Source organism: Brevibacillus sp. NL20B1, from assembly GCF_018195675.1.
GTDB classification, from domain to species: domain Bacteria; phylum Bacillota; class Bacilli; order Brevibacillales; family Brevibacillaceae; genus Brevibacillus; species Brevibacillus aydinogluensis.
The window spans coordinates 72,456-96,899 of record NZ_JAGTPT010000009.1 but is presented as its reverse complement, the minus strand read 5'-3'; the positions used below and the strand labels follow the sequence as shown (position 1 = coordinate 96,899).

Annotated in this window: 29 protein-coding genes; 17 read left to right on the top strand and 12 right to left on the bottom strand. The window is 57.5% G+C overall.

The window, feature by feature from the left end; translation table 11 throughout:
• Nucleotides 1-112: 112 nt before the first annotated feature.
• Nucleotides 113-274, top strand: coding sequence for an aspartyl-phosphate phosphatase Spo0E family protein (locus tag KDN35_RS08380; RefSeq protein ID WP_171566718.1), 162 nt, complete (start codon nt 113-115; stop codon nt 272-274).
• A gap of 11 nt (nt 275-285) precedes the next feature.
• On the opposite strand, the gene KDN35_RS08375 is transcribed toward KDN35_RS08380, so the two are convergent.
• Together KDN35_RS08375 and KDN35_RS08370 are read right to left on the bottom strand one after the other, a co-directional pair.
• Nucleotides 286-1,050: a DUF5937 family protein gene (locus KDN35_RS08375; RefSeq protein WP_249178992.1), complete on the bottom strand. Its 765-nt coding sequence runs from the start codon at nt 1,048-1,050 to the stop codon at nt 286-288.
• 63 nt (nt 1,051-1,113) lie between these two features.
• The gene (locus KDN35_RS08370; RefSeq protein WP_230076979.1) at nt 1,114-1,266 is read right to left on the bottom strand and encodes a small acid-soluble spore protein P; all 153 of its coding nucleotides are present in this window, start codon (nt 1,264-1,266) and stop codon (nt 1,114-1,116) included.
• Nucleotides 1,267-1,461: 195 nt separating this feature from the next.
• Here KDN35_RS08370 and KDN35_RS08365 point away from each other — a divergent pair, with 195 nt between their 5' ends.
• Entirely contained in the window at nt 1,462-2,349 is an 888-nt protein-coding gene (locus KDN35_RS08365; RefSeq protein ID WP_171566719.1) for a HEPN domain-containing protein, read from the top strand.
• A 167-nt stretch (nt 2,350-2,516) separates the two neighbouring features.
• Here KDN35_RS08365 and KDN35_RS08360 read toward each other — a convergent pair whose 3' ends face one another.
• On the bottom strand, nt 2,517-3,569 hold the full coding sequence (locus KDN35_RS08360; RefSeq protein ID WP_171566720.1) for a phosphodiester glycosidase family protein: 1,053 nt from the start codon (nt 3,567-3,569) through the stop codon (nt 2,517-2,519).
• Between the two features lie 121 nt (nt 3,570-3,690).
• On the opposite strand from KDN35_RS08360, the gene KDN35_RS08355 reads away from it, so the two are divergent.
• The 3 genes from KDN35_RS08355 to KDN35_RS08345 all read left to right on the top strand — a co-directional run bounded on the left by KDN35_RS08355 (nt 3,691) and on the right by KDN35_RS08345 (nt 5,359).
• Nucleotides 3,691-3,834 carry a hypothetical protein gene (locus tag KDN35_RS08355; RefSeq protein ID WP_171566721.1) on the top strand — a complete coding sequence of 48 codons (144 nt, stop codon included), beginning with the start codon at nt 3,691-3,693 and terminating at the stop codon, nt 3,832-3,834.
• Nucleotides 3,835-3,975: 141 nt separating this feature from the next.
• On the top strand, nt 3,976-5,166 hold the full coding sequence (locus tag KDN35_RS08350; RefSeq protein WP_171566722.1) for a DEAD/DEAH box helicase: 1,191 nt from the start codon (nt 3,976-3,978) through the stop codon (nt 5,164-5,166).
• A 37-nt stretch (nt 5,167-5,203) separates the two neighbouring features.
• On the top strand, nt 5,204-5,359 hold the full coding sequence (locus KDN35_RS08345) for a hypothetical protein (RefSeq protein WP_212132532.1): 156 nt from the start codon (nt 5,204-5,206) through the stop codon (nt 5,357-5,359).
• Between the two features lie 30 nt (nt 5,360-5,389).
• On the opposite strand, the gene KDN35_RS08340 is transcribed toward KDN35_RS08345, so the two are convergent.
• Nucleotides 5,390-6,226, bottom strand: coding sequence for a serine/threonine protein kinase (locus tag KDN35_RS08340; RefSeq protein WP_171566724.1), 837 nt, complete (start codon nt 6,224-6,226; stop codon nt 5,390-5,392).
• Nucleotides 6,227-6,335: 109 nt separating this feature from the next.
• Between KDN35_RS08340 and KDN35_RS08335 the strand changes: the two genes are divergently transcribed.
• Together KDN35_RS08335 and KDN35_RS08330 are read left to right on the top strand one after the other, a co-directional pair.
• Entirely contained in the window at nt 6,336-7,448 is a 1,113-nt protein-coding gene (locus KDN35_RS08335) for a DUF3900 domain-containing protein (protein ID WP_171566725.1), read from the top strand.
• 26 nt (nt 7,449-7,474) lie between these two features.
• Complete coding sequence (locus KDN35_RS08330) at nt 7,475-8,323, top strand: DUF1444 family protein (protein WP_212132531.1); 849 nt, start codon at nt 7,475-7,477, stop codon at nt 8,321-8,323.
• On the opposite strand, the gene KDN35_RS08325 is transcribed toward KDN35_RS08330, so the two are convergent.
• The 3 genes from KDN35_RS08325 to KDN35_RS08315 all read right to left on the bottom strand — a co-directional run bounded on the left by KDN35_RS08325 (nt 8,320) and on the right by KDN35_RS08315 (nt 10,618).
• Complete coding sequence (locus KDN35_RS08325; RefSeq protein ID WP_349290964.1) at nt 8,320-9,261, bottom strand: hypothetical protein; 942 nt, start codon at nt 9,259-9,261, stop codon at nt 8,320-8,322. The genes KDN35_RS08330 and KDN35_RS08325 overlap by 4 nt on opposite strands.
• 23 nt (nt 9,262-9,284) lie before the next feature.
• On the bottom strand, nt 9,285-10,331 hold the full coding sequence (locus KDN35_RS08320; RefSeq protein WP_212132529.1) for a DUF2515 family protein: 1,047 nt from the start codon (nt 10,329-10,331) through the stop codon (nt 9,285-9,287).
• A 146-nt stretch (nt 10,332-10,477) separates the two neighbouring features.
• Complete coding sequence (locus tag KDN35_RS08315) at nt 10,478-10,618, bottom strand: hypothetical protein (RefSeq protein ID WP_171566729.1); 141 nt, start codon at nt 10,616-10,618, stop codon at nt 10,478-10,480.
• A 101-nt stretch (nt 10,619-10,719) separates the two neighbouring features.
• Here KDN35_RS08315 and KDN35_RS08310 point away from each other — a divergent pair, with 101 nt between their 5' ends.
• The gene (locus tag KDN35_RS08310) at nt 10,720-11,040 is read left to right on the top strand and encodes an iron-sulfur cluster biosynthesis family protein (protein WP_171566730.1); all 321 of its coding nucleotides are present in this window, start codon (nt 10,720-10,722) and stop codon (nt 11,038-11,040) included.
• A gap of 9 nt (nt 11,041-11,049) precedes the next feature.
• Here the strand turns inward: KDN35_RS08310 and KDN35_RS08305 are convergent, their stop codons facing one another.
• The 4 genes from KDN35_RS08305 to KDN35_RS08290 form a co-directional block, all read right to left on the bottom strand.
• A complete protein-coding gene (locus tag KDN35_RS08305) occupies nt 11,050-11,499 on the bottom strand; it encodes a DUF441 domain-containing protein (protein ID WP_171566731.1) in 450 nt (149 codons plus the stop codon).
• Between the two features lie 228 nt (nt 11,500-11,727).
• Nucleotides 11,728-12,036, bottom strand: a complete 309-nt coding sequence (locus KDN35_RS08300; RefSeq protein ID WP_171566732.1) for a DUF1811 family protein — start codon at nt 12,034-12,036, stop codon at nt 11,728-11,730.
• 376 nt (nt 12,037-12,412) lie between these two features.
• A complete protein-coding gene (locus KDN35_RS08295) occupies nt 12,413-13,036 on the bottom strand; it encodes a cell wall hydrolase (protein ID WP_171566733.1) in 624 nt (207 codons plus the stop codon).
• Between the two features lie 236 nt (nt 13,037-13,272).
• Nucleotides 13,273-13,965: a peptidylprolyl isomerase gene (locus tag KDN35_RS08290; protein ID WP_171566734.1), complete on the bottom strand. Its 693-nt coding sequence runs from the start codon at nt 13,963-13,965 to the stop codon at nt 13,273-13,275.
• A gap of 110 nt (nt 13,966-14,075) precedes the next feature.
• On the opposite strand from KDN35_RS08290, the gene KDN35_RS08285 reads away from it, so the two are divergent.
• The 7 genes from KDN35_RS08285 (at nt 14,076) to KDN35_RS08255 (ending at nt 21,424) form a co-directional block, all read left to right on the top strand.
• Nucleotides 14,076-15,251, top strand: coding sequence for a trans-sulfuration enzyme family protein (locus tag KDN35_RS08285; RefSeq protein WP_171566735.1), 1,176 nt, complete (start codon nt 14,076-14,078; stop codon nt 15,249-15,251).
• Nucleotides 15,252-15,540: 289 nt separating this feature from the next.
• A complete protein-coding gene (locus KDN35_RS08280; protein ID WP_171566778.1) occupies nt 15,541-16,104 on the top strand; it encodes an RNA polymerase sigma factor in 564 nt (187 codons plus the stop codon).
• Nucleotides 16,101-17,174 (top strand): PD40 domain-containing protein, encoded by a 1,074-nt coding sequence (locus tag KDN35_RS08275; protein ID WP_171566736.1) that lies wholly within the window; start codon nt 16,101-16,103, stop codon nt 17,172-17,174. Before KDN35_RS08280 ends, KDN35_RS08275 begins: the two co-directional genes overlap by 4 nt.
• Nucleotides 17,175-17,192: 18 nt before the next feature.
• The gene (locus tag KDN35_RS08270; RefSeq protein WP_212132528.1) at nt 17,193-19,445 is read left to right on the top strand and encodes a hypothetical protein; all 2,253 of its coding nucleotides are present in this window, start codon (nt 17,193-17,195) and stop codon (nt 19,443-19,445) included.
• Nucleotides 19,438-20,364: an ABC transporter ATP-binding protein gene (locus KDN35_RS08265; RefSeq protein WP_212132527.1), complete on the top strand. Its 927-nt coding sequence runs from the start codon at nt 19,438-19,440 to the stop codon at nt 20,362-20,364. Before KDN35_RS08270 ends, KDN35_RS08265 begins: the two co-directional genes overlap by 8 nt.
• The gene (locus KDN35_RS08260) at nt 20,364-21,230 is read left to right on the top strand and encodes an ABC transporter permease (protein ID WP_212132526.1); all 867 of its coding nucleotides are present in this window, start codon (nt 20,364-20,366) and stop codon (nt 21,228-21,230) included. The genes KDN35_RS08265 and KDN35_RS08260 overlap by 1 nt, the downstream gene beginning before the upstream one ends.
• A 23-nt stretch (nt 21,231-21,253) precedes the next feature.
• Entirely contained in the window at nt 21,254-21,424 is a 171-nt protein-coding gene (locus KDN35_RS08255) for a hypothetical protein (RefSeq protein WP_171566740.1), read from the top strand.
• Between the two features lie 50 nt (nt 21,425-21,474).
• Here the strand turns inward: KDN35_RS08255 and KDN35_RS08250 are convergent, their stop codons facing one another.
• Nucleotides 21,475-22,392 carry a TIGR01777 family oxidoreductase gene (locus tag KDN35_RS08250; protein WP_212132525.1) on the bottom strand — a complete coding sequence of 306 codons (918 nt, stop codon included), beginning with the start codon at nt 22,390-22,392 and terminating at the stop codon, nt 21,475-21,477.
• Nucleotides 22,393-22,580: 188 nt separating this feature from the next.
• Between KDN35_RS08250 and KDN35_RS08245 the strand changes: the two genes are divergently transcribed.
• Nucleotides 22,581-24,017, top strand: coding sequence for an ATP-binding protein (locus KDN35_RS08245; RefSeq protein WP_216369499.1), 1,437 nt, complete (start codon nt 22,581-22,583; stop codon nt 24,015-24,017).
• 82 nt (nt 24,018-24,099) lie between these two features.
• Complete coding sequence (locus KDN35_RS08240; protein ID WP_171566742.1) at nt 24,100-24,405, top strand: DUF1292 domain-containing protein; 306 nt, start codon at nt 24,100-24,102, stop codon at nt 24,403-24,405.
• Nucleotides 24,406-24,444: the final 39 nt, after the last annotated feature.

Genomic DNA, 24,444 nt, shown 5'->3' with positions numbered 1-24,444 from the left:
ACAGATGCGGGGCTTCCTTTTTTTGATGCGTTCTCGCTGGCATTCTCCTCTTTCCATGCATTATCAATTAATGTAAAATAGTGGTTGACTGAGTCGGTGGGGGTCTGGCAGCATGAAAATTACGCAGAAGAAGATTGATGATCTGCGGCAGCAACTGGAACGCGCAGCCAAAGATGCCGGTTACAATTTTAACGACCCTAAAATTGTGAGGATGAGTCAACAACTGGATCGGTTAATCGTTGCGCACATGCTGCAATACGCAAAACGCCCTTAACAGGGCGTTTTTCATTGTTCAAAACGATAAAGCAGGTGAGCAGTTTCCCCTTTTTTAATGAGAGAAGCAGCGGCAGTGTAAAAATGGCTGGGGGAGAGGACCAACTGCTGGACGGGTTGAGCGCCGGGATCTCCGTTTTCCCATACGAGCTGTTCCTGCTCGTCGTCATAGCGGAAGCGGGGATCGATTATCCGCAAATAGGACGTGATCTCATCCAGTGACCGCAGCGACAGATGGATGCGTTCCGCTTCCCGTACAAACCGGGGCGCCAACGCCTCCCACTGCGAGGCGAAAAAAAGCTGCCAGTAGGTGGAGAGAAACAGATTGAAGCGCCCTTTAACAAACGCAGGGTCTTCCCGAAGGTCAGCTGCCAGCGGAACATCCTCACAGCGAGTCTCCCATGCGTCCAGCATCGGCCGCAGGTTGTCCACAAACGCTTCTTCGGACAGCGTGAAGAAGTAATTGTATTGATCGTCAACGGCCATCACGCCTCGCGTTTGCACAGGATCAAACGAGTCGGGAATGGCGCGGGTAAACATCGGACGGAAGTATTCCCAGTCTGATGAGATGCGGGCGGCACGAAAGCCGGCCAGTACGTCCGCGGCCCAGTCGGCCAGACGCGGGTCGGGCGTTTCCTGAGCCAGTGCGTGGAGGCTTGCCGCCAACTCGTACAAGGGAGAAACACTGTAGCTGATTTTGTGCGGAAGTGGGCTGCCGCCCGAAAGCGGAATGAGAATCATGATTGGTTGACCTCCATCCAAGGATACTGTATTCATGATAGTTCATCCTTGTGGGACAATTCAATCATTTGATTGTAAAAAACAGGAAGGCTCAGCGGATCAGCCTTCCCTCGTCTTTACCTGGCGCGAGTGATTCGCCTGCTTTACCTTTTTGGAGCCGGGCATCGGCTCGCCGGTCTGTTCCATGGGTTGGTAGGTGTTGTTGTACATTTGATGGGGATTTTCTTCGCGTACGCGATCCTTGTCCATCATCATATCAACTCCTTTTTGTATAGCATGCCGGACAAGCAGGATGACGAACCATAGGAATTGCTGGTATTCTATAAGGAAGCATGTTGCAGACTGCAGAGTAGATGACATAACATTTATTATGTAATCTTTTTGGGCTGAACCAAGACTGCCCGTCGGCCGGACGCACCTGTAAAGAGCCGGAAAGGAGAGACGCCCATGCCGTATCTGATTGCCCCGGTCTTTAACTCAACGACGCTCAGACCGGTTCGGATTGAATTGCCTCAGTCGTTTCTGCTGCTGTCGGGAGAGGAAAAACTGTACAAGCTGGCCTCCCGTTTTCTTAAAAATCAAATGGACGAGAGCCGTCTGCTGTTTGACCGCAAAGTAAGGGCGGACAGCCTGTTTTTGTTTGCCGAATACCCTGATTTGAAGGTAAGGCAGGACCAAGCCTGGATCGAAGAAATTGAACAAAAGCTGAACCTGGCGGCATTGGACGGCATCTGCTCCATCCCGTACATCATCACGGCCCAGCCGCCGGTGTTTGGGATCACCTATTTGAAGCGGTCCAATGACGGGAAGAAATTTATCTTCGACGAGCGGACCGAAGAAATTTTTCAGTCCCTCATCTGGGACAAGCCGTCTTTGCCTCAACTGGCCGTTCGCCGCTACGCCCTCTCCCTGGAGAAGAAAAATCTGGAGGATCAACTGCTGGACTTGTGGATTGCGCTGGAATCGCTGTTTGTGCCCGACGGCAAAAAAGGAGAGATCACCTACAAGCTGCGGCTGCGCATGGCCTATTACTTCGGGGATACGTTTGCCGAACGGGAACAGGTGGCCCAGTTTGTCAAGCGCTCCTACAACCACCGCTCGGAGATCGTCCACAGCGGGAAGCTGCTGGGCAAAGCGTTGGAGCACGATGTGCACCGCCTGCGTCAAATGGCTCGCGCGGTTATATTAAACACGGCGATGGAGGGCATTACGCTGCAGGAATTGCGCATACGGCTGGACGAGCTGATCATCGCCGGAGAGAGTTACGCCAGCCGGTACAAGCCCACCTTCTTTGAACGAGTAAACCTGGAGTCGCTAAACAAGCGGAAATCATGAGTGTTTTCCTGGAAATAAATCTAGACGCCAGGCGAATCGAGTGGATGCAAAACAGGCAGCCCGACGCTTCTGTAAGCGGGCTGCCTGTTTTTGATGCGTGAGACTGACCATGCGGCGTGGTGGAATGCGGCGGATGGGGCGTGGGTCAAACCGGACAACGGTTGGTCTTAGTAGACGGCCCATGCATTGGGCAAAAAGCGGCCGCGTTCGTACGGGCAGGATGTCCTGGTGATGGCTTCCCCGTTGTACAGCATCATCGAGCTGGACCCGCCGTCCATGGCCATCGCATTGACGACGCCCCGTGCTGCCAGGATTTCCGCGACGTCGTTCATGCTGGCCCCGATGGAGTGGCCGGGCTGCCGTCCGTCGATGACCAGGAACACGATGGTGCCGTCCGCTTTTTGGCCGACAGCGGTGCGCGGCTGTATCCCCCAGCTTTTGGCGGGCTTGTCCGCAAACAGGTTTTTGCCGTTGACGATGAGCTGCGGCCGGAAACTCATCGCGTCCCGAACGCCCATGTTTACCAACTCCTGGGCGGAGTAATTGCCGGTCACCAGCCTGCCGTCGTAAGTGATGCCCAAGGCTGTTTCCCCGCTCTTGGGGTTGTACCCCTGCAGGATTTTGCCGTCCTTGATCACCACGCCGTACGCTTTGGTTCCCTTGCCGTAGCCGTCCGGGTCGTAAAACCCGCTGGCGTTGACGATCCCGATGGCGTTGTACTTCTTGGCGAACTCGTCGAGAAGATCGCCCCGGTCTTTGCGCGTGGTGACGACCAGATGGACGCGGTTGGGATCGCTGATGTACATCAGCTTGCCTTTGAAATAATAACTGCCGCGCGCTTCGTCGATCTCCTCGATCTCGATCAGCTCCCTTGGCTTTTCCGGCGCGGGGATGTCGACCGGCCGGACGCCCGGCTGCTTCGTGTCCGCCACCGAATTAATGACGACAGGATTGCGAATCTGTCTTTTTAGTTCTTCCAGTTTGTCGTCGGGCAAAAACGTGTACGGTGCCCAGTAGTCGTGCTGCGTTGTCAGCAGCGTGCCGGCTGCCCATTCCCGCAGCTCATCGCCCGTATCCGTGCAAAACAGAAAGAGCGCGCCTCCCAGGGCAAGGGTGGAAAACGTGAACGTGCAGACAGCCGTCAACCGCCAGAACCAGTTCCACCGCCGGCTGCGCCGCTGCCTTCGCTTCCGCGTCAAGGTTCGTGACAAGGTGGTCATGCGTAATCTTCCCTACATTCATATTTATTTTTGTCGTATAAGTTTGACGATCGGACGGGAAAAAAGTTTCAGGGGACAGCGGGAGCGTTGGCGGACAGACTAACTGCAGGAGGTGAGGCGCATGCGCGGTTATGACAAGGAATTTCAACAACAGGTGGAAGAGTACATGAAAAATCCGCCCGGGACGCACAACCAGCACAGCGAGAAAGATCGGCACGACAAAATGGAAAAACGGGAAACCCGTCTCGATTCCAACAACCGTTGAGGGCATCAGGCGGATTTCAGCCGGATGGATCAGGTGGACGTACGGGTTGGATCAAGCGTTGAGGCATCCTGATTGGCGGTTTCGCTTGGCAGTCATTTGTGGTAAGCTTACCCATGATCATGTCTTGCCAGGAGGATTGTTGTGAGTACCACGTTTGCTGATTTCAAGCTGAGCGCACCGCTGTTGGAAGCGCTTGAGGAACGAAACATGAAGCGGCCCACACCCGTGCAGCAGGATGCCATTCCCGTCATTCAGAGCGGCCGAAACGCTCTGGTGGAATCGCCGACGGGAACGGGGAAAACGCTGGCCTATCTGCTGCCGCTGATCGACAAAGTGGAAGCGGACACCAAGGAGCTGCAGGTGCTGGTGCTGGCACCGACGCATGAATTGGTAATGCAGATTGCCAGAGAGGCGGAGCCGCTGCTCGCAAAAAAAGGGGCAACCGTGGTGCCGATCATCGGCGGCGTCGATGTGAAGCGGCAGGTGGAGCGCCTGAAAAAACGGCCGGCGCTGATTGCCGCCACACCGGGACGTCTGCTGGAGCTGATTGAGCAGCGGAAAGTAAAGGTGCACACCGTCAAAGCAGTGGTGGTGGATGAAGCTGACCGTCTTCTGGACGAAGGGTTTTCGCGGCCGGTCCAGGACGTGTTGAAACGGACGATGCGGGACACGCAGCGGCTGTTTTTCTCCGCTACCTTATCAGAACAGGTGGTGCAGCTTGCCTCGGCGCTTGCCGCCGAACCGGTGGTGATCCGATCGGCGGCGCCGGAGAACACGGCGGGTGTGGCGCACATGTACCTGGTCAGCGATCCCCGCAAAAAGGCGGACACGCTGCGTCGGCTGCTGCGTCTCGTCAACGCACGCGCGTCGATCGTGTTTGTCAATCAGATCGACAAGGTGGAGGAGATCACCGCCAAGCTCACATATCACCACCTGCCGTGCCGGTTGCTGCACCGTGACGCCAGCAAGGAGGAGCGGGCCCATACTTTGCAGCAGTTTCGCAACGGTGCGTTTCCCGTCCTGATTACCACGGACGTGGCGGCCCGCGGTCTTGACATTCCGGGCGTGGAATGCATCGTCCATTACGATCCCGCTCCCGATGCGGATACCTACATCCACCGCAGCGGCCGTACCGGCCGGATGGGACGGGCGGGTCTGGTCTTTTCCATTGTCACGCCGCAGGAGTTGTTTATCGTCCGCAAGTTTGCCAAGCAGACCGGTTTGTCCATCGTGGAAAAAGCGATGTCGTACGGTGCGCTGGTCGATCCCTCTGAGCTGCGCAAAAAGAACAGCGGCCGCGTACATAAGAAAGGACGCTTTCGTACAAAGTAGGAAAAGGAATACCTATTGATGCCCACAGGAGGTCTCCATGCGCAAAGATCGATTGGATGAAGAAGCTCTGCTGGTAAACGGCCCTGTTGGCGGCGAGCGCCTCTCCAAAAGCGAGCGGCAAACGCTGCGCCGGGAAGCGGGGGAACTGAAACGGCAGATGGAAGCGGCCAAGAAGCAGCCGATTCACGAGTAAGCAAAAAAGAGCAGACGCAATCGGTATTGTTCATCGATTGGACTGCTCTTTTTTCACGTTCAAATACCCATCCAGATCAGCGAGCCACTCCTCGACACTGTCGTATGCCGGGTCGATTTGCAGCAGGCGGCGGATCATCTCCCGGATCTGCGGGGTGAGCGTCAACTCTTCTTCCCAACTGCGCTCCGGCTGGTTCTCATCTGCGCGATACCCGGAGTAGAGCAAAAACAGGAAAAAGTGGCCGAGGGCATACAGGTCGCTTGTCGGCTCCACTTGCCGCTTCAACTGTTTTTCCTCCGGATAGTCACTCAGGTCCTGGGCGATGTAGGTGGGCGGGTCTCCCCGGAATCGGGCCAGTCCAAAGTCGATCAGATGGAGCCTGCCTTCCTGCCAGATCACGTTGGGGATGCGGATGTCGCGATGAATGACGTTTTTTTCGTGCAGATAGGCGACCAGCTCACCCACCTGCCGCATCAAGCGGGCCGCTTCCCACTCACTGAGCGCGGTCCCCTCTTCGAACAGCAGCTCTTCCAGCGTCGGCCCGGCGATGTATGACATCACCAGAAACGAATCGTTCCCGTGCCGAAACGACTCCAGCCAGCGCGGGATCTGCGGGTGGGAGAGGGCGGCCAGCACTCGCTGTTCGTAGTGCTGCATCGCTTCTCCCTTGGGGGAGCGGCGCAGGCTGGGCTTCACCTGTTTGATCACGACAACCCGTCCGGACGGGAGATGGACGGCCCGGTAGGCGATTCCGTAGCTGCCCATGCCCAGCACCTCTTCGATCCGGTAGCTGCCGACCAGCGTGCCGGGCTTGTACGGTCTGTCGCGCACGTTGAGGTTCCACCAGGCGCAAAGCTGTTTCCACATGAAGTGTCCCTCCTGTCTCCATGATACCATTTTCGGAAAAACGCCTGACCGTTTTTTCCGGCTTTGCTATAATCATGTCGTTCAGATATGGGACAGGAGCGAAGAACGGATGAATTTTGTCATCGATTGGCTGACGTTTTTTTTGATCGAACAACCGGAAGGAGAGGGAGGCGCCAAGCACGTTCGGATGAGCCGGTTCTTGTCCGGGGATGAATACCAGAAAAGCGAGCTGCGCCCGTTCTTGGACGGGGAATTTGCCCGGATTGCCAAGCGCAAGGTGGAGCCGAACCCGAAGAGCGAAGCCAGCCCAACCAAGCTGGGCCGCTTTGTGCTGGAGGAGGGACATCCGCTGGAGTCCAACCCCAATTACGCCCTGCTGCAGCGGCTCTTGGCCGCAGAGACGCCGGGGGAGAGCAGGGAACCTTGTCAGGAGCTGGTTCAGTCCTATCTGCGCACATCCCAGGTGAGGGGCGGGGTGCTCCTGGTCGTCCGCACACGGCTGGAAACGCTGGACGACCGGTACGTATTCATACTCAAATGCGACTTTGAACAGAAAACGGCCATCATCACTGATGAACACAGCCTGATCGCCAACGTCAACATGGCGATCAGCGCGAAAAACATGAAGTCGATGATGTACCCGCACATGGTCGAGCAGGGGATGAACGATCCGTATCACGTGAAGATCCATCAATTTTCCCATGCCCGGTACTTTGAAGAATTTATGCGTTTCATTGAATATCCGCAAACGCTGACCCAGCTCGTCTCGGAAGAAGTGCTGTCACTGGCCCGTCAGCACATCGAATACGTCTATCCGGAAGAAACGGAGGAGCGGCTGCGGGCAGAAGAGGAGATCGAGCTGATCGCCGCCAGCCCCAAGCGGGAACTGGCCGAAAAATGGGAACACGACACGGTGATGGAAGCCGCGCAGATCATCACCGAGCGGCAGCCGGAAGCAGAGCTGAAATTCAAGCTGGACCACATGCAGGTGCGGGCACTGTTGGCCGACTACGGGATCAATCTGCACATCGCCAAGACAAACGGCCGGTACGTGGTGCTGCTGGAAGGAGATGCGCTGCAGTTTGAACGGGGCGTATCACCTGTGGAATTTGCCAAGCCCAAAAGCCTGCATGAGGTCATAAGCGAGATTGAGGAACGCAGCCGTTCCTGCTCGGCAGCGCCGCCCGCCGCCGATCCGGACGACCGGCCGCCGTGGGAGTGAGATATGACAAACGAGGGGGAATCATCATGACAAACAATGTGCGCCAGTCACTGAAGCGGCGGGTCGTCGAACTGATCGGCAGGGAACTGCCGGACGAGCTGTTTTGCGAAGCGGAGGAGGACAGCCTCAGCATCATGCGGCGAGCGGACGGCTCGCCAATCGTGTCCGCGATCCCGTTGGAGCCGCTTTATCGCCGCGTAGAGGACAAGCCGGATGAGCGGCGGACGGCTCTATACGCATTTGTCTCCCGCGTGCTCGCCGCCGTTCGCGGGCAGACGGCTGATCGCACCTTGGCCGGACGGGAAAGTCGGATCTATCCAGTCCTGCGGCATGCCTCGCTGCTCCGGGAGAATTCCGGGCCCTGGGTGTCTCGTCCGCACACGGAGGAGACGGCCATCCTGTACGCCTTGGACCACGGTGAGGGGTATACCCTGATTGAACGGGAGGCGTTGGCGGAAGCGGGCTGGTCGGAGGAGGAGCTGCACCGACATGCGATGGCCAATCTGCAGGGTATGCCCGTTCCCATCAAGACACAGCTGGTGGGACCCAACCGCATTTTTTTTATCAGTCCGCGCGACGGGTATGCAGCCAGCCGCGTGCTGCTCACATCCATGCTGGAGGAGATGGAACGCAGCAAGACAGGGGATGCCCTCGGCGTGGCTGTTCCCCATCAGGACGTGTTGATCGTGGCCGATCTGCACGGTGAGACCGGGGCCACGCTGCTGGCCCGGCTCGCGCAAGATTTCGCGGCCAAAGGGCCCGTGCCAATCTGTCCGCTTCCCTTTTTCTGGGAAAAGGGTGAATTGGTGCCGTTCCTGGTGGTGCAGCATGGCACTCACCCCCGCGTCAGGCGGCAGACGAACCGTCGAGATTAGGCGGCGGATGCACCGGCAGCCTGCATCAGTTCGATAAACCGGCCCGATTCGTGGATGAGCCAGTAGGGATGGCGTGGACCGCGTATGTACAGTTCAGCCGCAGTCTGCAGCATGCGCTCCACCCTGCGCACGTCGCCCACCCGTCTGGCGCATTCTCCCATGATCATCCAGGGGTACAGGTCGCCGGTCTGAAAGATGTCGTAGTGGGGAAAGGCGGCCGTAATGCGCTCGTACAGGCCGCTGGCTGCATCGGGGGGGGCCAGTCCGTACACGATCGGAAACGCCTGGGAGGTGACGTCCGGGTACCACTTGCGCCAGCCGGGATACTTGCGATCGTACATCGCGTAGGCTGCCCGCGCCGGGCTGTACATCGCCGCAATTCCCCTGCGGCAGGCTTCCGCCCGATACTGCGCTTCCTGCGCCAGCGCGTCGTCACCGATAGCTGCAAACAGGGTGGCCGCATCTTCCAGTCCGACGGCCACTTCGCAATTGTCCATCAAATATTTGACCCGATACGAATGCTTTGCCCAGGTCAACCCGTCTTTTTGCTGCAGCCGCCCCACTGCCTGAAGCATTTTGGCCAACTCATCCCGGCGCTGCCGCAGCCAGTCTGTGTCGCCGGTGAGCCGCAGCCATTCCACAAGCAGACTGAAAAGCGTGGCGTGATAGCTGTCCTCGCTGTCGGCATTGCCGGTGTCCACTTCCCGTTCGCCGTCCAGCCGGTAGTCGTTGATGTAACCGCGTTCGTTGACGTGGTCCAGATACCAATCCACGTACTTTCGCACTGCCTCCCCTTCGCCGAGCCGGACCAGGGAGATCAGCGCCAGGTTGGTGAAGTACGGATTGATCTGGACGCGCCTGGGGGCCAGCCGAAATGCGCCGCTCGACAGTTGGCAGCCCAGCAGATACGCCTTCTGGTTTTCGATCAATGATTTCACGCTTCCGACACCTCCACATCGTGTCATTTCATGGCCGTAATCCTCTCCAACCCTTTCTCGGCGAGCTGCAGCGAGCGCAGATACGCCTCGCTCTCCATCGTCGGCAGATCATCCTCGTCTTCCAGCGCCTCCAGCCATTTCTCGTCACGATACCAGTCCACGCCGTCAGCCGGGGCGTGTTCCACATCCGGCCAGACAGCGCTCAGCACTGGGCTGTACAGCTTGGGACAGCCCGGCCGCAGCGCAGTGCCGTCGATGCGCGGCACGTAGACGGGGGCCGCTATTTCGTCGTGAGGTTTGGGAGAAAACAGGTGGGGCCAGTAATCGGCACGCGATCCCGTATGCGGAATGCGCTCCGCCCACCTGACAATCGCCTCGTGCCGTTGGTCATCGGCGTAGAGGAGCCGGTACAGCGTCTTGCCTGTGGATATGCGCTGCCGGACAGCGGGAAAACGGTTTGTCGCGATGCCGACGATGCTCAGCCGCCGGTCGGCGGGATGGGCCTTGTAGGGAAACAACACCTGGTTGAGCGAAAGCACGGACTGCACCTGATCCGTGAGGTTGGCCAAGACCTGCTCTCGGATGAACGGTTTGCGCACCACGCGCTGCTCAATGTACTGCTGTTCGTTGACGATCAGGGCGCGGGTGAGCCGCACGCTGTCCTTCTTTTCCAGAAACTCGCGCCACATTAGCTGCATGAAGCGGGAGACACCGAGGTGGGGCAGGAGGTGAGTCAGGTCGGTTCCTGTCCGCTTCATCTCCGCATAGAGCAGCAGTTGGGCGTAGGCGTCGTGAAAAATCAGCCAGTTGTTTCGCTCCAAAAACCAGAAAAACGACCGGATGTCCTGCTCGTCGATCAGGCGGGGGAGCCATTCGCCGCACAGATCGGTCATGCTCCAGCCGCTGTTGCGGGAGACCAGGTGGGCAAGCAGGGCCCAGTGCACTTCCGGGTGCTCGCGATAGAATGCGAGGTAGGCGGCCGTGCGGCTCACATTGTTGCGGTTGGCTGCCGCTGTCCGCCGACGAATCTCAGCGACCAGCGACATGTCGTGCGTGATGAAGGAAGACATGATGTTGCGCTCCTTGTGCAGTGGTTTTTCAGCAGGTGATACGCCAAGCGGCCCATAGGAGAACAGGGCTTTGGACGTGTCGGTGAAAAGTCATCCAACGGCTTGGGGCGTGAAAAAAGCAGGTCTCTGGCGACCCGCTCCTTCCGTCATCCAATCATTTCTAGAACGAGAAGCCTCATCTGCAGCCTCTCCCAGGCTTCTTCCCACGAGTTTCCGCAAATGACGACCAGTTCCGATTGGTATTCCGCTTCTGCGATGAAGATGCCGTCTCGTTCGTATATGCGCATGTGCAATCGTCCTTTCCTTGCTGCCTTTCAACTATTCTATGCTATGATGGGAAGGAAGATGCATCCAAAACGGACAAGACGGAAGAAATGGAGGACCATGCATGCGTGTAACTTTGACGGATGCAGCCCGTTCTGTTCTCACTGCGCTGGCCAACGAACGAAAGCAGGCGCTGCGAATCAACGGAGAACTGACAGGGGGCTGCGGCATGACGGTGGAATACAGCCTGTGTTGGGACGAACCGCTGAGCGGCGATCGGGTGCTGGAGGTAGAGGGGATGACCCTGTTGGTGGACAAGGAGACCGAGACCTATGTCGGAGCGGAGGAGTTGGTCATCGATTACCGTGAGCAACAGGGCTTTCGGCTGGTGACGCCGCAGGAGATTCTCGCCTACGGCCTGAAGGTCAAGGAGCGGTGGGGCTGACACCGCCGCTCACTTTGGGAGAAATTGCAGGAGAAAGGCGAGCATGCCGGCCGCGATGAGCGGTCCGACCGGGACGCCGCGGAAAAAGGTGACACCAATGATCGTGCCGAGCAAAATGCCGGTGACGACCAGCGGATTTTGCGTCATCAAGCTGGCCCCCTTCCCGCCCAGATAGGCGACAAAAATGCCGATCAGGACGGCGAGAACGGACTGCCAGTGAGTAAAGATGGAAAGAATCGTATCAGGGCGGATCTTGCCGCTCGCCAGAGGCGAAAGCACCCCGATCGTTAACACGACAATGCCAATCTGCAGGCCGTACTGTTCCAGAAAAGGGAACATTCGCTCCAGGTGGAGCAGGCGGATGAGCAGCAAAATCGCCACCGCAATGGAGACGGCCGGATTGTTGCCGACAATGCCCAGCGCCAGAAGCGCGAGCAGAACAAGATTGATGACATCCATAGTTGACGAAACTCGCTTTCTTTATTTTGCCCCTATTATATCCAATGCGGGGCAGTGTGTGGACAATATTTGACAGTCAAGCACCGCACCCGGGCCGTCCATGGAAGGAACGGGCGGCGCTTCTGAAACGGTGTGCAATGAAACAGCCGGCTGCAGCGAAGCGCCGGCTGTGTGGCGTCAGCGTCAATCACAGGGACAACGGCCGCAACCTTCCCCAGCTGCTGTCGCCTACACCCACGGCTCCAGCATGCCGACGGGATAGCCGACAGGCTCCGGTGAAGCGGGAAATTTGCCCCAGGCAAACACGCCGTTAAAGTATTCGATCGTAAACGGTTCGTCGTGGCCGTAGACTCGATAGCTACCGCCGACGCGAAACTCTGCGGTTCCGATGTAATACGATTTGGCCAGGAAAAATTTTTGCTGCAGGACGGCGTACTGTGACTCGTCACCGGCCTGCTTCTTTTCTTCTGCCGCGAGGCGCAGCCGTTCCATCTCTTCCTGCAGTTCGGCAAGGGTCATTTGACTGTACAAGCGCACGGTGCCCCCCTCCTTTCATCCCTATCATTGTAACAGGAAACAGGGGTTTCGGCCATGGAGCAAAGGCGGCGGATAAAAAAATGGCACTCCCAATGCAGGAGTGCCCAAGGGTAGGGGGCGATTGAGAAAAAAACCGATGGGCGCGGCGGACGCCGTTGGCAATCAGGCCAAACGTCACCGCCAGCAACAAGGTGCGTCACAGTAATCATGACGAGTTGGGGTCACAATTGATACTTGCATGACGACAAAAGCATCGGTGCTTTTCTCAATGATTGAAAAAGTGCGTACTGGTACAGATTAGCAAATAATTGTAAACAAACGGTAAAATAAAAATAAAGTTATGTTAAATGTGATCTAATAACGTGCATGCCTGCGGTCAGCGCGCAAACACGTGGTTGGCGATTCGCACCGTCAGCGGTCTCGTCCGAATCCAATCGGACGTCGCCGTTTTCGGATTGTAGAAGTAGAGGGACCCGCGAGATGGATCCTTGCCGTTAACGGCGTCCCGGACGGCCTTGCGCGCCGTATCGTTCGTCTTATACGTTAGATGGCCGTCATTTACAGGTGAAAAGGCGTTGGGTTGATAGATGACCTCTCGCACCGTGTTGGGAAATTGGGGCGATTTTACACGATTCAATACGACCGCCGCGATGGCCACTTGGCCTTCGTAGGGTTCGCCCCGGCCTTCCGCGTAAACGAGTCGGGCCAGCAGTTCCATTTCACGTTCGGTCAGCCGAACACGCGCTCTTGTGGCCGTGCGCCGCTCGTCACGACTCGCCCGGACCGCTGGGCGCCGCTCCTGTTGTCGGGGTTCAAGAGTTTTGGGGACGTCCGTCGCCAGTGCCATAGGTCCATGTGGCCGAGGCTCGTTCTGGGCGGGCGCGGTTTTTTTCGCCTGGGGTGCCGTTGCGCTGGTCGGCGTCACCAGCAGGCACACCAAGAGCAGCAAAATGCTGCCGGAAAAGAAGAAAAAGCGCGTTCGCGCCTCTCGTTTCATCACGAAGACATCACACTCCTTTTCGCTCTTAGCTTGCGGTCGCGTAAAGCGAATCGGGTCATTTGCAAGTCTATCGGTGAAACAACTGTGGTTCAAGAGGGAATGGATTCCATGCCCCCCAAAACAGCTCAGCCGGACCGCCGCGCGCATTGGGTGAACACGAGCGGACGGAACCGGAAAAGTCGGGCTGCGTCAAAAGCAAACGGCGCCGATCTAGAGACTGGCGCCGTTTGCTCCGCTTATTTTTCCTGAATGGTAATCGTTTTGATTTTGATCGGATCGGCAGGCATGCTCGCTTCGCCCGTAAGCGGGTTGTTTTTCACCTTGACGGATTCAATTTTTTTCACGACGTCCATGCCGCTGATTACCTTGCCGAAGATGGTGTAGTACGGGGTGTGCTTCAGGTTTTTCACATCATCGCCGGAGCCGATGAAGAACTGGCTGCCGTTGGTGTTGGCACCAGCGTTGGCCATGGCGACGACGCCCGGTTCGTAGACGTGGCCGTTGTTCAGCTCGTCTTCGAAATTGTAGCCCGGACCGCCGGTTCCGTTGCCCAGCGGATCGCCTGTCTGGATCATGAAATCCTTGATCACGCGGTGGAACGTCAAACCGTCATAAAACTTGTCCTTTGCCAAAAAGACGAAATTATTTACCGTTATGGGCGCGTCTTTGGCAAACAGTTCCACCGTGATGTCGCCCATCGTCGTGGAGATAACCGCCTGGTATTTTTTGTTTTTGTCAATTTGCATGGCCGGAGGTGTGGCGTACTTTTTCTCGCCCGTCGGCCCCGGCGGCTGTGCCGGTTCCTTGGAATTTTCCTTGACAGGCGGCTTCGGTTGAGGGGGCGCCGTTTCGCTGCTTCCGCCGGAACATCCCGCAATCAATGCGGCTGCTGTCAGACATGCGAGTAGGGTGGTAAACAGTCGTTTCATCTTGTGCACCTTCCTTTCCTGCTTGTCCTGATATGGGGACGCAGAGGATTATAGCACAAACATGCAAGAGAACGCCAATAGGGTGGTCGGAATGGCCGGCGCGTGATAGAATGTTAGAAAAGTTGACGCTGGAGGGATTTCTGGTGGGCGAGCGCTTCGAGACGAAAACAGTACATATCGGCCACAAGCCGCTTCAACAGGTGGCCAGCAAGTCTACCCCCATTTATCAAACGTCCGTGTTTGCCTTTTCTGGGCTGGAGGATGTAGAGCGATACTACGCAGGAGAAGGAGAGTACCTGTACACCCGCAACGGCAACCCGAACCAAACGGAACTGGCATTGGCTGTTGCCCGGTTGGAACAGGCGGAGGCAGGCGTCAGTGCCGCGTCCGGGATGGGCGCAATCATGGCCGGCCTGCTCGCCGTACTGGGACCGGGCGACCACGTACTCGCCTCCCATGAACTGTACGGCGGAACCTATGCGCTGCTGCACAAGGAACTGTCCCGGTTCGGGATCGAACTGGAGTGCATTGACCTGAGCCGAAAGGAATCGCTGGCGGCCCATGTCCGGCCGCAGACCAAGCTCCTTTTCACCGAGACGATTACCAACCCGCTGCTGTCGGTGCCGGATCTGCCATATTGGATACGCGAAGCAAAACAGTACGGACTCGCCGTCATGGTGGACAACACGTTTGCCACTCCGTATCTGGTCCGGCCGATTCAACTGGGAGCCGATCTGGTGGTGCACAGCGCGACGAAGTACATCGGCGGCCACAGCGACGTCACGGCGGGCGTTCTGGTCGGCCGGCAGGATCTGGTGGAAAGGGCCGCGGAGATCGTGGTCAACTACGGCGCGTCCCTCAGCCCGTTTGAAGCGTGGCTGACCGCCCGCGGGCTGAAGACGTTGGCGCTGCGCATGGAGCGGCAGTGCGACAACGCGAGTGCAGTGGCGCAGTTTTTACGGAACCATCCGGCGGTCAAGCACACCTATTATCCGGACCCGGCTTCCACTTCGTTTTTTCACACCGATAAGCAAGGGGCGATGATCTCGTTCTGCCTGGCGGACGAAGAAAAGGTGTACGACTTCTTCCGCTCCCTCGACTGGATCAAGCTGGCCCCGTCTCTGGCGGGTGTGGAGACAAGCGTGTCTCATCCCGTCACCACCTCCCACCGCGCATTGTCGGAAGAGCAGCGGCGGGAAGCCGGCATCACCCAGGGGCTGATTCGCCTTTCGGTCGGCATAGAGGCGGTAGAGGACATCATCGCCGAACTGGACCGGGCACTCTAGGTCCTGAGACGGCAGCTTTGCATCACCTCAAAAAATTTTCTGCCAGCCTTGTGACTTTTTTCCGCCTCCATACGTAATACTCATTTGGATAATAAAGCATCTGTATGAGGTCCGTTCACGGGACGGCCGCATTCGCGGATGCTTTTTCCTCGTCCGCAAGCGCTGACCGGAAAGGGGTGCTTGCTTTTGCGTTTGAAACGAGAAGACCTGACCGCGTCGGAGTGTGCCCGCGTCGTTGGAACACGGCGATCGGGCTTCCGGCCGATACGGCGGGGTGGAGGAAATCACGATGGCAATGGCGATGAAGCGTTCGACGCGCCCGTCGTCAGACTCTTCGGCCGAGTATTACGAGTCCCGCGATTTTACCGAGTTGTACGACGAGTACTTTGACCGCGTCAACCGCTATTTGCGCTGCCGCGTGCAAAATCCGTGGGATGCCGACGACTTGACGACGACAGTGTTTTTAAAAGCGCTTGAAAAATTTGATCAATACAGCAGAACAAGTCCGTTTGCTTCCTGGATATTTCGCATCGCTCACAATACGTACGTCGATTTCATGCGAAAAAACCGGGAGTTTCCAGTCGATCAGGACGACCTGCTCGGCGGTGAACCGGACGATACATGGCAGCCGGAACGGCAGGCGCTGACCAACGAAGAGATTCGCCTGCTGCGCGACCGGTTGGACAAGTTGACGCAGGATCAGCGTGACGTCCTGACCCTGCGTTATTTTGCCGATCTGAAAATCAGCCAGGTGGCGGAAGTGCTGGGCAAAACGGAATCGAGCGTAAAGATGATCTCCTATCGCGCTTTGCATCAGCTACAGAAGATGTACGAAAGGGGAGAGGGCGAATGAGAGACGAGAAGCACATCCCCACCGACTGGTCAGAAGATCATTCCGTCGCCCAACTGCTGGCCCATCTGCAAAAGCTTCGCCGGTCCGTGCCGGTGAACTACCAGCTGAAAGCGGAGTTGAAAAAACAGCTGTTGCAGCGGATCAAGGAACTGGACAAGGAGCGGCAGCAAAGCCTGGTGGGGTCCCGGCCAAACAGGTTCCGCCTGGTCTGGAGCCTGGCAGGCGGGGTGGTCCTGCTCGTGCTGGCTGTCTGGTACGGCTTCTGGCCGCATGGTGTGCTGTCGGTTCGGCAGCCGTCGCTGCTCGCCATGGAAGCGGTGATCGATCAGGAGCGGGTCGATCTGAATGCCGACGGTACGCGGATCGCGTACGTGACGGGCGGTTCAACCATCCGCACGTATGCGCTGCATGAGCCGGATAAAAAAGTGGACCTGTCACTGCCGGTCGATCACGGCGATTTCACGTCCCTGTCCTGGAGCAATCGGGCCGACCAGTTGGCCGTGGTGGAGCAGCAGGGAGAGACGTCCCGGCTCTGGATCGTGGACGTGCCCGACGACAAGCAGTCGGGCAGCAGCCGTTTGATCAAGGAGGAAGAGGGGGCTGCGTTTCGTTCTCCCAATTGGTCGCCGGCCGACGACAGCATTGTCTATACGCGCACGAGCGACGGCGTGGAGGAGATATGGGTAAGCAGCATCGTTTCCATGCGGGATTGGAAGGTGGCAGAAGGCAGTCAACCGGAGTGGTCGCCCGACGGACGCCTGCTTGCCTTTACAAAACAGGGCAGCGTGTTCGTGATGGAAATGCGCTCCGGTCGGACTACGCTCGTCGGTCGAGGCGGCTGGCCGTCCTGGAACAGTGAGTCCAGCCTGACGTTCACCACTCCGGAAGGCACCCTCGCGGAAGCGGAAGTAAACGAACAGCCGCCTGTGCTAAAAGAGGTGCCGATCCGATCATGGAAGGGCGGACGTCTGGTGCGGGCTCACTGGGCGGCTGACCGCGAGCACTTGCTGCTGCTCCAGGCTGGCGACGAGACAGAGAACACATTGGTCGTCTCACTGGCGTCACGATAACGAGCGGAGGAGAACGAGATGAACAGGAGTTGGCTGCTCGTCTTCGCGGTCGTGTGGTTGAGTTTCGCCGCTCAGCCGGCTGCCGCCGAAGGCAGCGTTGAGATGAAAGTACACATGCCGTTCAACGGAGTGTTCAAATACGATGCCTGGGTACGACTGGAAGTGACCGTGCACTCGCAGGAACAGCCGTTTTCCGGTTTGGTCGAGCTGTCCAATGCAAGAAAACCGAGAAAAACCGGGTATGGCGTGCTTCGGCAGCCGGTAAAGCTGACGGCAGGCGAAAGCAAGACGATCGCCTTTGACATGCCGGCGCAATTGTTTCTGGAAGAATGGCGGCTCTGGCTGACCCAGGGTGACAAGGTGGTCGCGTCGGAAAAGCTGCGGATGCGTTTTCCCAATGAGGGACGCATCATTGGCGTGCTGGATTCCGGCAGCGGCGCTTTTCATGTATTGACGCTGACACAGCGGCAGATGGACGGCGGCCACGTCCTCGTGCAAAACCTGACCGCCGAGATGCTGCCGGACGAGCCATGGCTGTACCGCAACCTGGATATTCTCGCGCTGAGTGGAGAACAGGTGAAGCAGCTGCGCGATGAACAGGTAAGGGCGATTACAGAGTGGATCAAGAGCGGCGGCGTCGTCATTTTGTCCGCCGGACCCGGTCAGGAGGAAGCAGTCCGGCGGTTTGCCGATGTTTTGCCGATCGAGCCGAAAAGCGGACGCGTCGATCTGAAACAGGCGCTCTCTGCCTATATGCCGGCGAAAAATCTGCCTGACGGAAGCATTCCCGTTTTCAACAGCACGCTGCCGCTGTTCGTTGCCCAAGAGGCGGGCCACGGCCGGCTGCTGTTTGTCAATTATGACGTGACGACAGAGCCGCTTGCGTCCTGGCAGCACGGTGACGAGTTGTGGCAAAACGTCCTGATCCGTCATGGTGTGCAGGATGTGCTTGAACAGGGACGGCGCATCAACCAGTTCAATCGCCACTTGCTCGAGCTGAGCCGCTACATTCCCGACGTGCAACCGCCTCATCCCGTCTGGATCGCCGTGCTGTGGGTCGTGTACGTAGGGGCGGTGGCCCCCGGCACTTATTTGCTATTGAAGCGGTTGAACCGGCGGCAGTGGGCGTGGGGCGTCATTCCGGGAATGGCTGTGCTCTTGATGGTCGGGGTCTTTTTCATCGGCAAGCCGATGGTCGTCCGGGAAAACAGCAGTTACTCCGTCAATCGGGTGCGGATTCTCGATGGGCAGCTGGCTGAAGTGGAGTCAGCGTCCACGTTTCTTTCGGTCAGCAAAGATCGTTTCAGGACGGAGGTCCAGCCGGGGATTGTTGCCCTGCCGCTTTCCTACAACCGATATAATTTCCAACCGGACGGGTTGATGTCGGAAAAGCAGGCGGACACGACATACGTCCTGGAGTTTCAGAAAGTGCCGTATCTGACGCCGCGGCAGGTGGTCGGATTCGGACTGATGCGCGATGCAGGCGAGTTTGCGGCCAGCCTTTACGTGCGAAAAGACAGGCTGCGCGGGACGGTGACCAACAACACGGCATTTCCGCTGGAGACGGCCTACGTGGAGATGGGACCGCAGCGGATTCCGCTCGGCAGCATGCGGCCGGGAGAAACGAAGCGGGTCGACGCCAAACTGGAGCCGCTCTACCTGCCCAGCCGAAGTGATTACGAGAATACGAGTCCCTCTGTGGAAGAGCGTATCCACTGGATGAAGGACGACGTGCTGTCAGTCGAGGGCGGTGATTCTGTGCGAATTCTCGGCGTCAACAGCCAGCCCATCCCGCTCATCACCTTTCAGGAAGAGCATCGTTCCCACTACTGGAACGTGATCAGCCAAACGGTGCGGCTTCAACCGGATAAGCGCGGCGTGATCACGTATCCGTACGGTCTGCTGGACGTGAGCATACAAGAGTCGACCGGAGAATTGGAGCCGAAATCGCCTTATCTGTGGGATGTGGCAAAAGGCAGCGTCACGTTTTCGCTGAAGCTGGGTCAGGCGAGACACCACGCGGAGCGGCTCATCGTGCCGCTCGACCACAGTTCGTTCCGCCCGTTTCAGAAAGCGATTTTCCACCAAAAGAGCGGACAGTGGAAGCCGCTGCCAAGAGACAAGCGATTGGTCCTCGAGGCGGACTTGAGCGAGTACCTGACGCCCGATGGCACTGTCCTGCTTCGCTTCTCCCACCCGGGTGCAAAGCGTCTTTCGCTGCCGATCCCGTTCTTCCAGGTAGAGGGGAGGGAACCTGTCCGCCATGATTGAAACGATCCATCTGAGCAAGCGATACGGCAGCCTGCGGGCGCTTAGCGACCTCAATCTGCGGATTGAGCAGGGAAAGGTGTTCGGCTTCATCGGTCCCAATGGCGCGGGGAAGACGACCACCATGCAGATTTTGTCCACGTTGCTGGAGCCGAGTGAGGGACAGGCGTTTGTCTGCGGCTACGACGTGATGAAGGAGCCTGCGGACGTTCGGCAGTCGATTGGGTACATGCCTGATTTTTTCGGCGTTTATGACAACCTGACGGTGCGAGAGTACCTGGACTTTTACGCCGGGGCCTACAAGATTCCGGCGAACAAACGGAATGCCCTGATCGCCGATCTGCTGGAATTGGTCAACCTGTCCAACAAAGTGGACGCCTACGTCGATTCGCTCTCCCGGGGCATGCAGCAGCGTCTGGGACTGGCGCGGTGCCTGGTCCACGACCCCGCGGTGATGATTCTGGACGAGCCCGCTTCCGGACTTGACCCGCGCGCCCGCATTGAGCTCAGGGAAATCCTGAAACAGCTTCGCGCGATGGGCAAGACGATCTTGATCAGCTCCCACATTCTGCCAGAGTTGGCGGAGCTGTGCGACGAGATCGGCGTGATCGAGCAGGGCAGGCTGATCGCCTGCGGAGCGCTGGATGACGTGAGCGTCCGAGCCCGCGGCATTACGCTCATGCTGGTGCGGACGCTGACCAATCTCCATCAGGCGGGACACGTGCTGTCACAGTGTCCCCTGGTAAAGGATCTGGAGGAACAGGAAGACGGGTTTCGCTTTCGGTTTGTCGGAGGCGAAGCGGAAAAGGCCCAATTGCTGCAAGAATTGGTGAACGCGGGTGCGACTGTCACGTACTTTGGCGAGTCCAGCGAAAACCTGGAAGCCGTCTTTTTGGCCATCACGGAAGGAGTGGGAGGCTGATGTGGGATTTTCTGTCCAATCCGATCCTCGTCAAGGAACTGCGGGAACGGTTCCGCACAAAGCGGACCGTGTGGATTCTCACGCTGTTTCTGCTGATCATGGGAGGCATTCCGCTTGGGCTGCTGCTGATCAGCCCGTCCAGTGCGGGAACGCTGGGAGAAAACGGGGAACTGTTCCTCATCTCGGCAGCGATCCATTACGCCATGATCTGCTTTGTCGTTCCGGCGCTGACAGCGGGCGCCATCAGCGGCGAGAGGGAACGTCAGACGCTCAACATTTTGCTCACTACCCAGCTGTCGCCCCGCACGATCGTCTGGAGCAAGCTGGTCACGTCGCTCGCCTTTACCAGCCTGCTTCTGACCGCGTCCATGCCCCTGTACAGCCTGGTCATGCTGTACGGCAGCGTGTCGCCGGAACAGGTGGTGAAGCTGGTCCTGTTCTTCGCCGTCAACATCCTTTTTCTGGGATCGCTTGGCTTGTTCTGTTCCACCTGGATCAAGCGAACCGCCGTCAGCACGATTACCGCGTACGGCATCGCGTTTTGCTTTGTCGTCGGAACCGGCCTGCTGTTTTTCTTCCTCGGCGAAATTTTGCAGCAGATCGATCCGGAACGGTATTCCCAGGCAGTGGTGTGGAGTCTTCCGGAACTGCAAATTCTGGCTGGAATCAACCCGGTGATCGTGCTCTTCGCCATCCTCGACGATTCGCTGATGCCGTCGGTGGAGTTTGCCTTTACCCCCTGGCTGTTTTTTGCCTGCTGTTACCTGGCGCTGAGCGTGCTGTTCATGCTGTGGAGCGGATATCTGCTGAAACCGGTGCGGCGCAGGTGGTGGAGTTGGAAGAAGCGCCCGGTTCGTGTACAATAGGAAGGGTATAAGGGGGGAACGTCGTGAGCGACCAGCAAGTCCAGATTCTCGACTTTGAAGAACTGCTTCGGTATATCGAACGCCGCCTCGCCGAATCCGGCAAATACGTCCAGCGGGATGCCATCATTGCCATCTTGCAGGCGGAAGAGGCGTTCCTGATGGAAAAAGGCGTGCTGCAAGAAGTAAAAGAATAGAATCGAGGGCAGCCTGCGGGGGGACCGCAGGCTGTTTCTTTTTGGCGGGACTACGGCTTGCCGAGCAGGTCGAACAGCGCTGCCTCCAGGTCTGGATGGCGGAAGCGAAAACCGTGATCCGCCAACCGCTTTGGCACACAATTTCTGCCGGTCAGTGCCAGGCTTGGTTCCGTCCGCATGAAGACGTACGCTCCCAGCCACACCAGAGGCGCAGGAGTCGGGGGTGCCCACCCCTTGTTCAGCACCTTTCTCAGCACAGCCATGAATTCCTTGTTTGTGACCGGGTGCGGCCCGGTCGCGTTGTAGATGCCGGTCATCCTGTCGTCTTCGACAGCTGCGAGGAAGATCTGGTTCATATCGTCAATATGCAGCCAGCTGATGTACTGATTGCCCTTCCCGATGGTTCCTCCCAGGTTGTACCGGGTCAGCTTGATCATCGGTTCAAGCGCGCCGCCGTCGCGACCCAGCACAAAGCCGATCCGCAATAGCACTTGTCTGGTCGAAGGCAGCTCCCTGGAAAAAAAGGCTGTTTCCCATTGTTTGCAGACGTCAGCGGAAAATCCCGTTCCATGTGGGGCATCCTCGTCGCAGAGGTTTCGCGTGTCGCCGAAAATGGCCAGGGACCCCGCCTGAACAAAGACTTTGGGCGGATGCTTGCAGGTCAAAATGGTGTCGGCCAACACGTTGACGGAATCCAGGCGGGAGCGGATGATTTCGTCCCGGTTTTTTTTGGTATAGATGCAGTTGACGCTTTTCCCGGTGAGGTTGATGACGGCATGGCTTCCGTCGATTTCGTCCGTCCACGTGTCGATGGTCGCGCCGTCCCAGTGAACGTACCGGACATGATTTCGTTCGGTCGACGCGCCTCTCGTCAAGATGACGACGTCATATCCTTTCTGAGTCAACAACGCAGCCAGTGATTGCCCAAGAAAACCGGAACCCCCTGCGAGAATGATTTTTTTCTTCACACGACCACCCTTTCTCGGAGAGATGTGCCCACAACCCATCCAATTATACCAAAAATAGAAAGATTTTGACAAAACCATGCGGGCGCAGATTGCGGAAGATACGATTTTTTTAGGAAAAAAGAGGAAACGTGGAAGGCACAGCGAATTCTTGTTGCATCTCATTCTCAGGGTAAAGGAGTGCTCGCCTGTTGCAAGCAGGGATCTACACCGGAAAACCGTCGGTCGACTTGAACAAGGACGAACTACGCCGAACTGTGGAAAATCTGCACAATCACATTTTCAAGTACAAGCGTGACGCAGACGGTCAGTTCGTGTTCACCCTCTCGGAAGGAAAGTTGGCCAGAGAGTTCGGACTGACGACGGACAGCATCAGCGGCAAGCGGCTGCAAGACGTATTGCAGTTGTGCAGCGATGACATCATGTCCATGTACGAAAAGGCGTATGACGGCCATGTGGTGGAGTATGAGTCAACCATGGGGGAACGAATTTTTACGACGACCCTCTCCCCGATCATCGAACAGGGGCGGGTCGTGGAAGTGGTCGGCTCCTCGACGGAGATTACGGAGCGCAAGCGCATCGAGCATGAACTGCAGGAAGCGGAGGAATTGTACCGCAGTCTGGTCGAGGACACGTTGGTCGGCGTGTACATTGCGTACGTGAACGAACACAGCTTCGTCTACGTCAATCCCCGCATGGCCGAGATGTTCGGCTACACCCAGGAGGACATGATGCGGCTGGGAGCGGTCGATCTGGTCGTGCCGCAGGAACGGGAGATTGTGCTGAAAAACCAGAGCCGCCGCAGCAAGGGAGACCGCTCGCCCATTCGTTATCAGTTTCACGGTCTGCGCAGCGACGGCAACATTGTTCATCTCGAAGTGCTGCAGAAGACCACGATCTACAAGGGGAAGCCGGCCGTAATCGGCATTCTGCAGGACATCACGGAGCGAAAACAGGCGGAGGAGATGGTCCGCAAGTCGGAACTGCTCTCCGTCATCGGTCAGCTGGCGGCCGGAGTGGCGCACGAGATCCGCAACCCCCTGACCTCGCTCAAGGGCTTTTTGCAGCTGATGTACTCCCACCATCAGGACAAGCAGCAGTACTTTACCATCATGTTGTCGGAGTTAAACCGGATCGACAAAATTATCAGTGAACTGCTCGTGCTGGCCAAACCGCAGGACATCGCCTTCAAGGAGAGGGACGTCGTTCCCATGCTGGAGCATATTATCGTGCTGGCGGAGACACACGCCGTCATGCACAACGTCCGCATCTTCATCCATCACGAACCCAATCTGCCTGCGGTCATGTGCGAGGAGAACCAGCTCAAACAGGTGTTTCTCAATCTTTTGAAAAACGCCATCGAGGCCATGCCGGACGGAGGCGAAGTGCACGTGAGCGTGCGGCGGGAGGAAGACACGGTTGTCATCAGCTTCCGCGATCAAGGCTGCGGCATTCCCGAAGATCGCCTGGCGAGACTGGGGGAGCCGTTTTACACGACCAAGGAGAACGGGACAGGTCTGGGGTTGATGGTCAGCTACCGGATTATTCACAACCACGGCGGAACCATTTCCGTCACGAGTCAGCTGCACCAAGGTTCCACCTTCGAGGTGAGGCTGCCTGTCAGCTGACAGCCATGCGTGTTTGCGTCTTTGCGAAAAAACCTGTATGATGGACACGTATCATGAATCTTTCAATAAGGACGTGAACACATTGACCGCAGAAAACAAAGACCTGGAACTGGGCGACATCATTACGCTGGACGACGAAAACGGCGAACCGCTTGGCGACTTCGAAGTCATCGCCTTGTTTGAACTAAACGGAAAGGAATACGTCGCCTTGACCGACGCTGTTGAAGACGAGGCGCAAGCAGACGACGTGGATGAAGAAGTGGACATCTTCGTATTCCAGGTCGACGGCGGTGAAATGGTGCCGCTGGAGGAAAACGAGGAAGCAGCCGTCTACGTCAAGCTCAACGAAGTGCTGGAAGGCATCGAACTGGTCGACGAAACAAAGTAAGCATCACAAAAACACATGCAATAAAGCCGCTGCGGCATA

Excerpts from the sequence above, each read along its gene's own strand:
- KDN35_RS08380 (WP_171566718.1), top strand. The coding sequence starts at position 113 with ATGAAAATTACGCAGAAGAAGATTGATGATCTGCGGCAGCAACTGGAA.
- KDN35_RS08375 (WP_249178992.1), bottom strand. The coding sequence starts at position 1,050 with ATGAATACAGTATCCTTGGATGGAGGTCAACCAATCATGATTCTCATT.
- KDN35_RS08370 (WP_230076979.1), bottom strand. The coding sequence starts at position 1,266 with ATGATGGACAAGGATCGCGTACGCGAAGAAAATCCCCATCAAATGTAC.
- KDN35_RS08365 (WP_171566719.1), top strand. The coding sequence starts at position 1,462 with ATGCCGTATCTGATTGCCCCGGTCTTTAACTCAACGACGCTCAGACCG.
- KDN35_RS08360 (WP_171566720.1), bottom strand. The coding sequence starts at position 3,569 with ATGACCACCTTGTCACGAACCTTGACGCGGAAGCGAAGGCAGCGGCGC.
- KDN35_RS08355 (WP_171566721.1), top strand. The coding sequence starts at position 3,691 with ATGCGCGGTTATGACAAGGAATTTCAACAACAGGTGGAAGAGTACATG.
- KDN35_RS08345 (WP_212132532.1), top strand. The coding sequence starts at position 5,204 with ATGCGCAAAGATCGATTGGATGAAGAAGCTCTGCTGGTAAACGGCCCT.
- KDN35_RS08340 (WP_171566724.1), bottom strand. The coding sequence starts at position 6,226 with ATGTGGAAACAGCTTTGCGCCTGGTGGAACCTCAACGTGCGCGACAGA.
- KDN35_RS08335 (WP_171566725.1), top strand. The coding sequence starts at position 6,336 with ATGAATTTTGTCATCGATTGGCTGACGTTTTTTTTGATCGAACAACCG.
- KDN35_RS08330 (WP_212132531.1), top strand. The coding sequence starts at position 7,475 with ATGACAAACAATGTGCGCCAGTCACTGAAGCGGCGGGTCGTCGAACTG.
- KDN35_RS08320 (WP_212132529.1), bottom strand. The coding sequence starts at position 10,331 with ATGTCTTCCTTCATCACGCACGACATGTCGCTGGTCGCTGAGATTCGT.
- KDN35_RS08315 (WP_171566729.1), bottom strand. The coding sequence starts at position 10,618 with ATGCGCATATACGAACGAGACGGCATCTTCATCGCAGAAGCGGAATAC.
- KDN35_RS08310 (WP_171566730.1), top strand. The coding sequence starts at position 10,720 with ATGCGTGTAACTTTGACGGATGCAGCCCGTTCTGTTCTCACTGCGCTG.
- KDN35_RS08305 (WP_171566731.1), bottom strand. The coding sequence starts at position 11,499 with ATGGATGTCATCAATCTTGTTCTGCTCGCGCTTCTGGCGCTGGGCATT.
- KDN35_RS08290 (WP_171566734.1), bottom strand. The coding sequence starts at position 13,965 with ATGAAACGACTGTTTACCACCCTACTCGCATGTCTGACAGCAGCCGCA.
- KDN35_RS08285 (WP_171566735.1), top strand. The coding sequence starts at position 14,076 with ATGTTAGAAAAGTTGACGCTGGAGGGATTTCTGGTGGGCGAGCGCTTC.
- KDN35_RS08280 (WP_171566778.1), top strand. The coding sequence starts at position 15,541 with ATGGCAATGGCGATGAAGCGTTCGACGCGCCCGTCGTCAGACTCTTCG.
- KDN35_RS08275 (WP_171566736.1), top strand. The coding sequence starts at position 16,101 with ATGAGAGACGAGAAGCACATCCCCACCGACTGGTCAGAAGATCATTCC.
- KDN35_RS08270 (WP_212132528.1), top strand. The coding sequence starts at position 17,193 with ATGAACAGGAGTTGGCTGCTCGTCTTCGCGGTCGTGTGGTTGAGTTTC.
- KDN35_RS08265 (WP_212132527.1), top strand. The coding sequence starts at position 19,438 with ATGATTGAAACGATCCATCTGAGCAAGCGATACGGCAGCCTGCGGGCG.
- KDN35_RS08260 (WP_212132526.1), top strand. The coding sequence starts at position 20,364 with ATGTGGGATTTTCTGTCCAATCCGATCCTCGTCAAGGAACTGCGGGAA.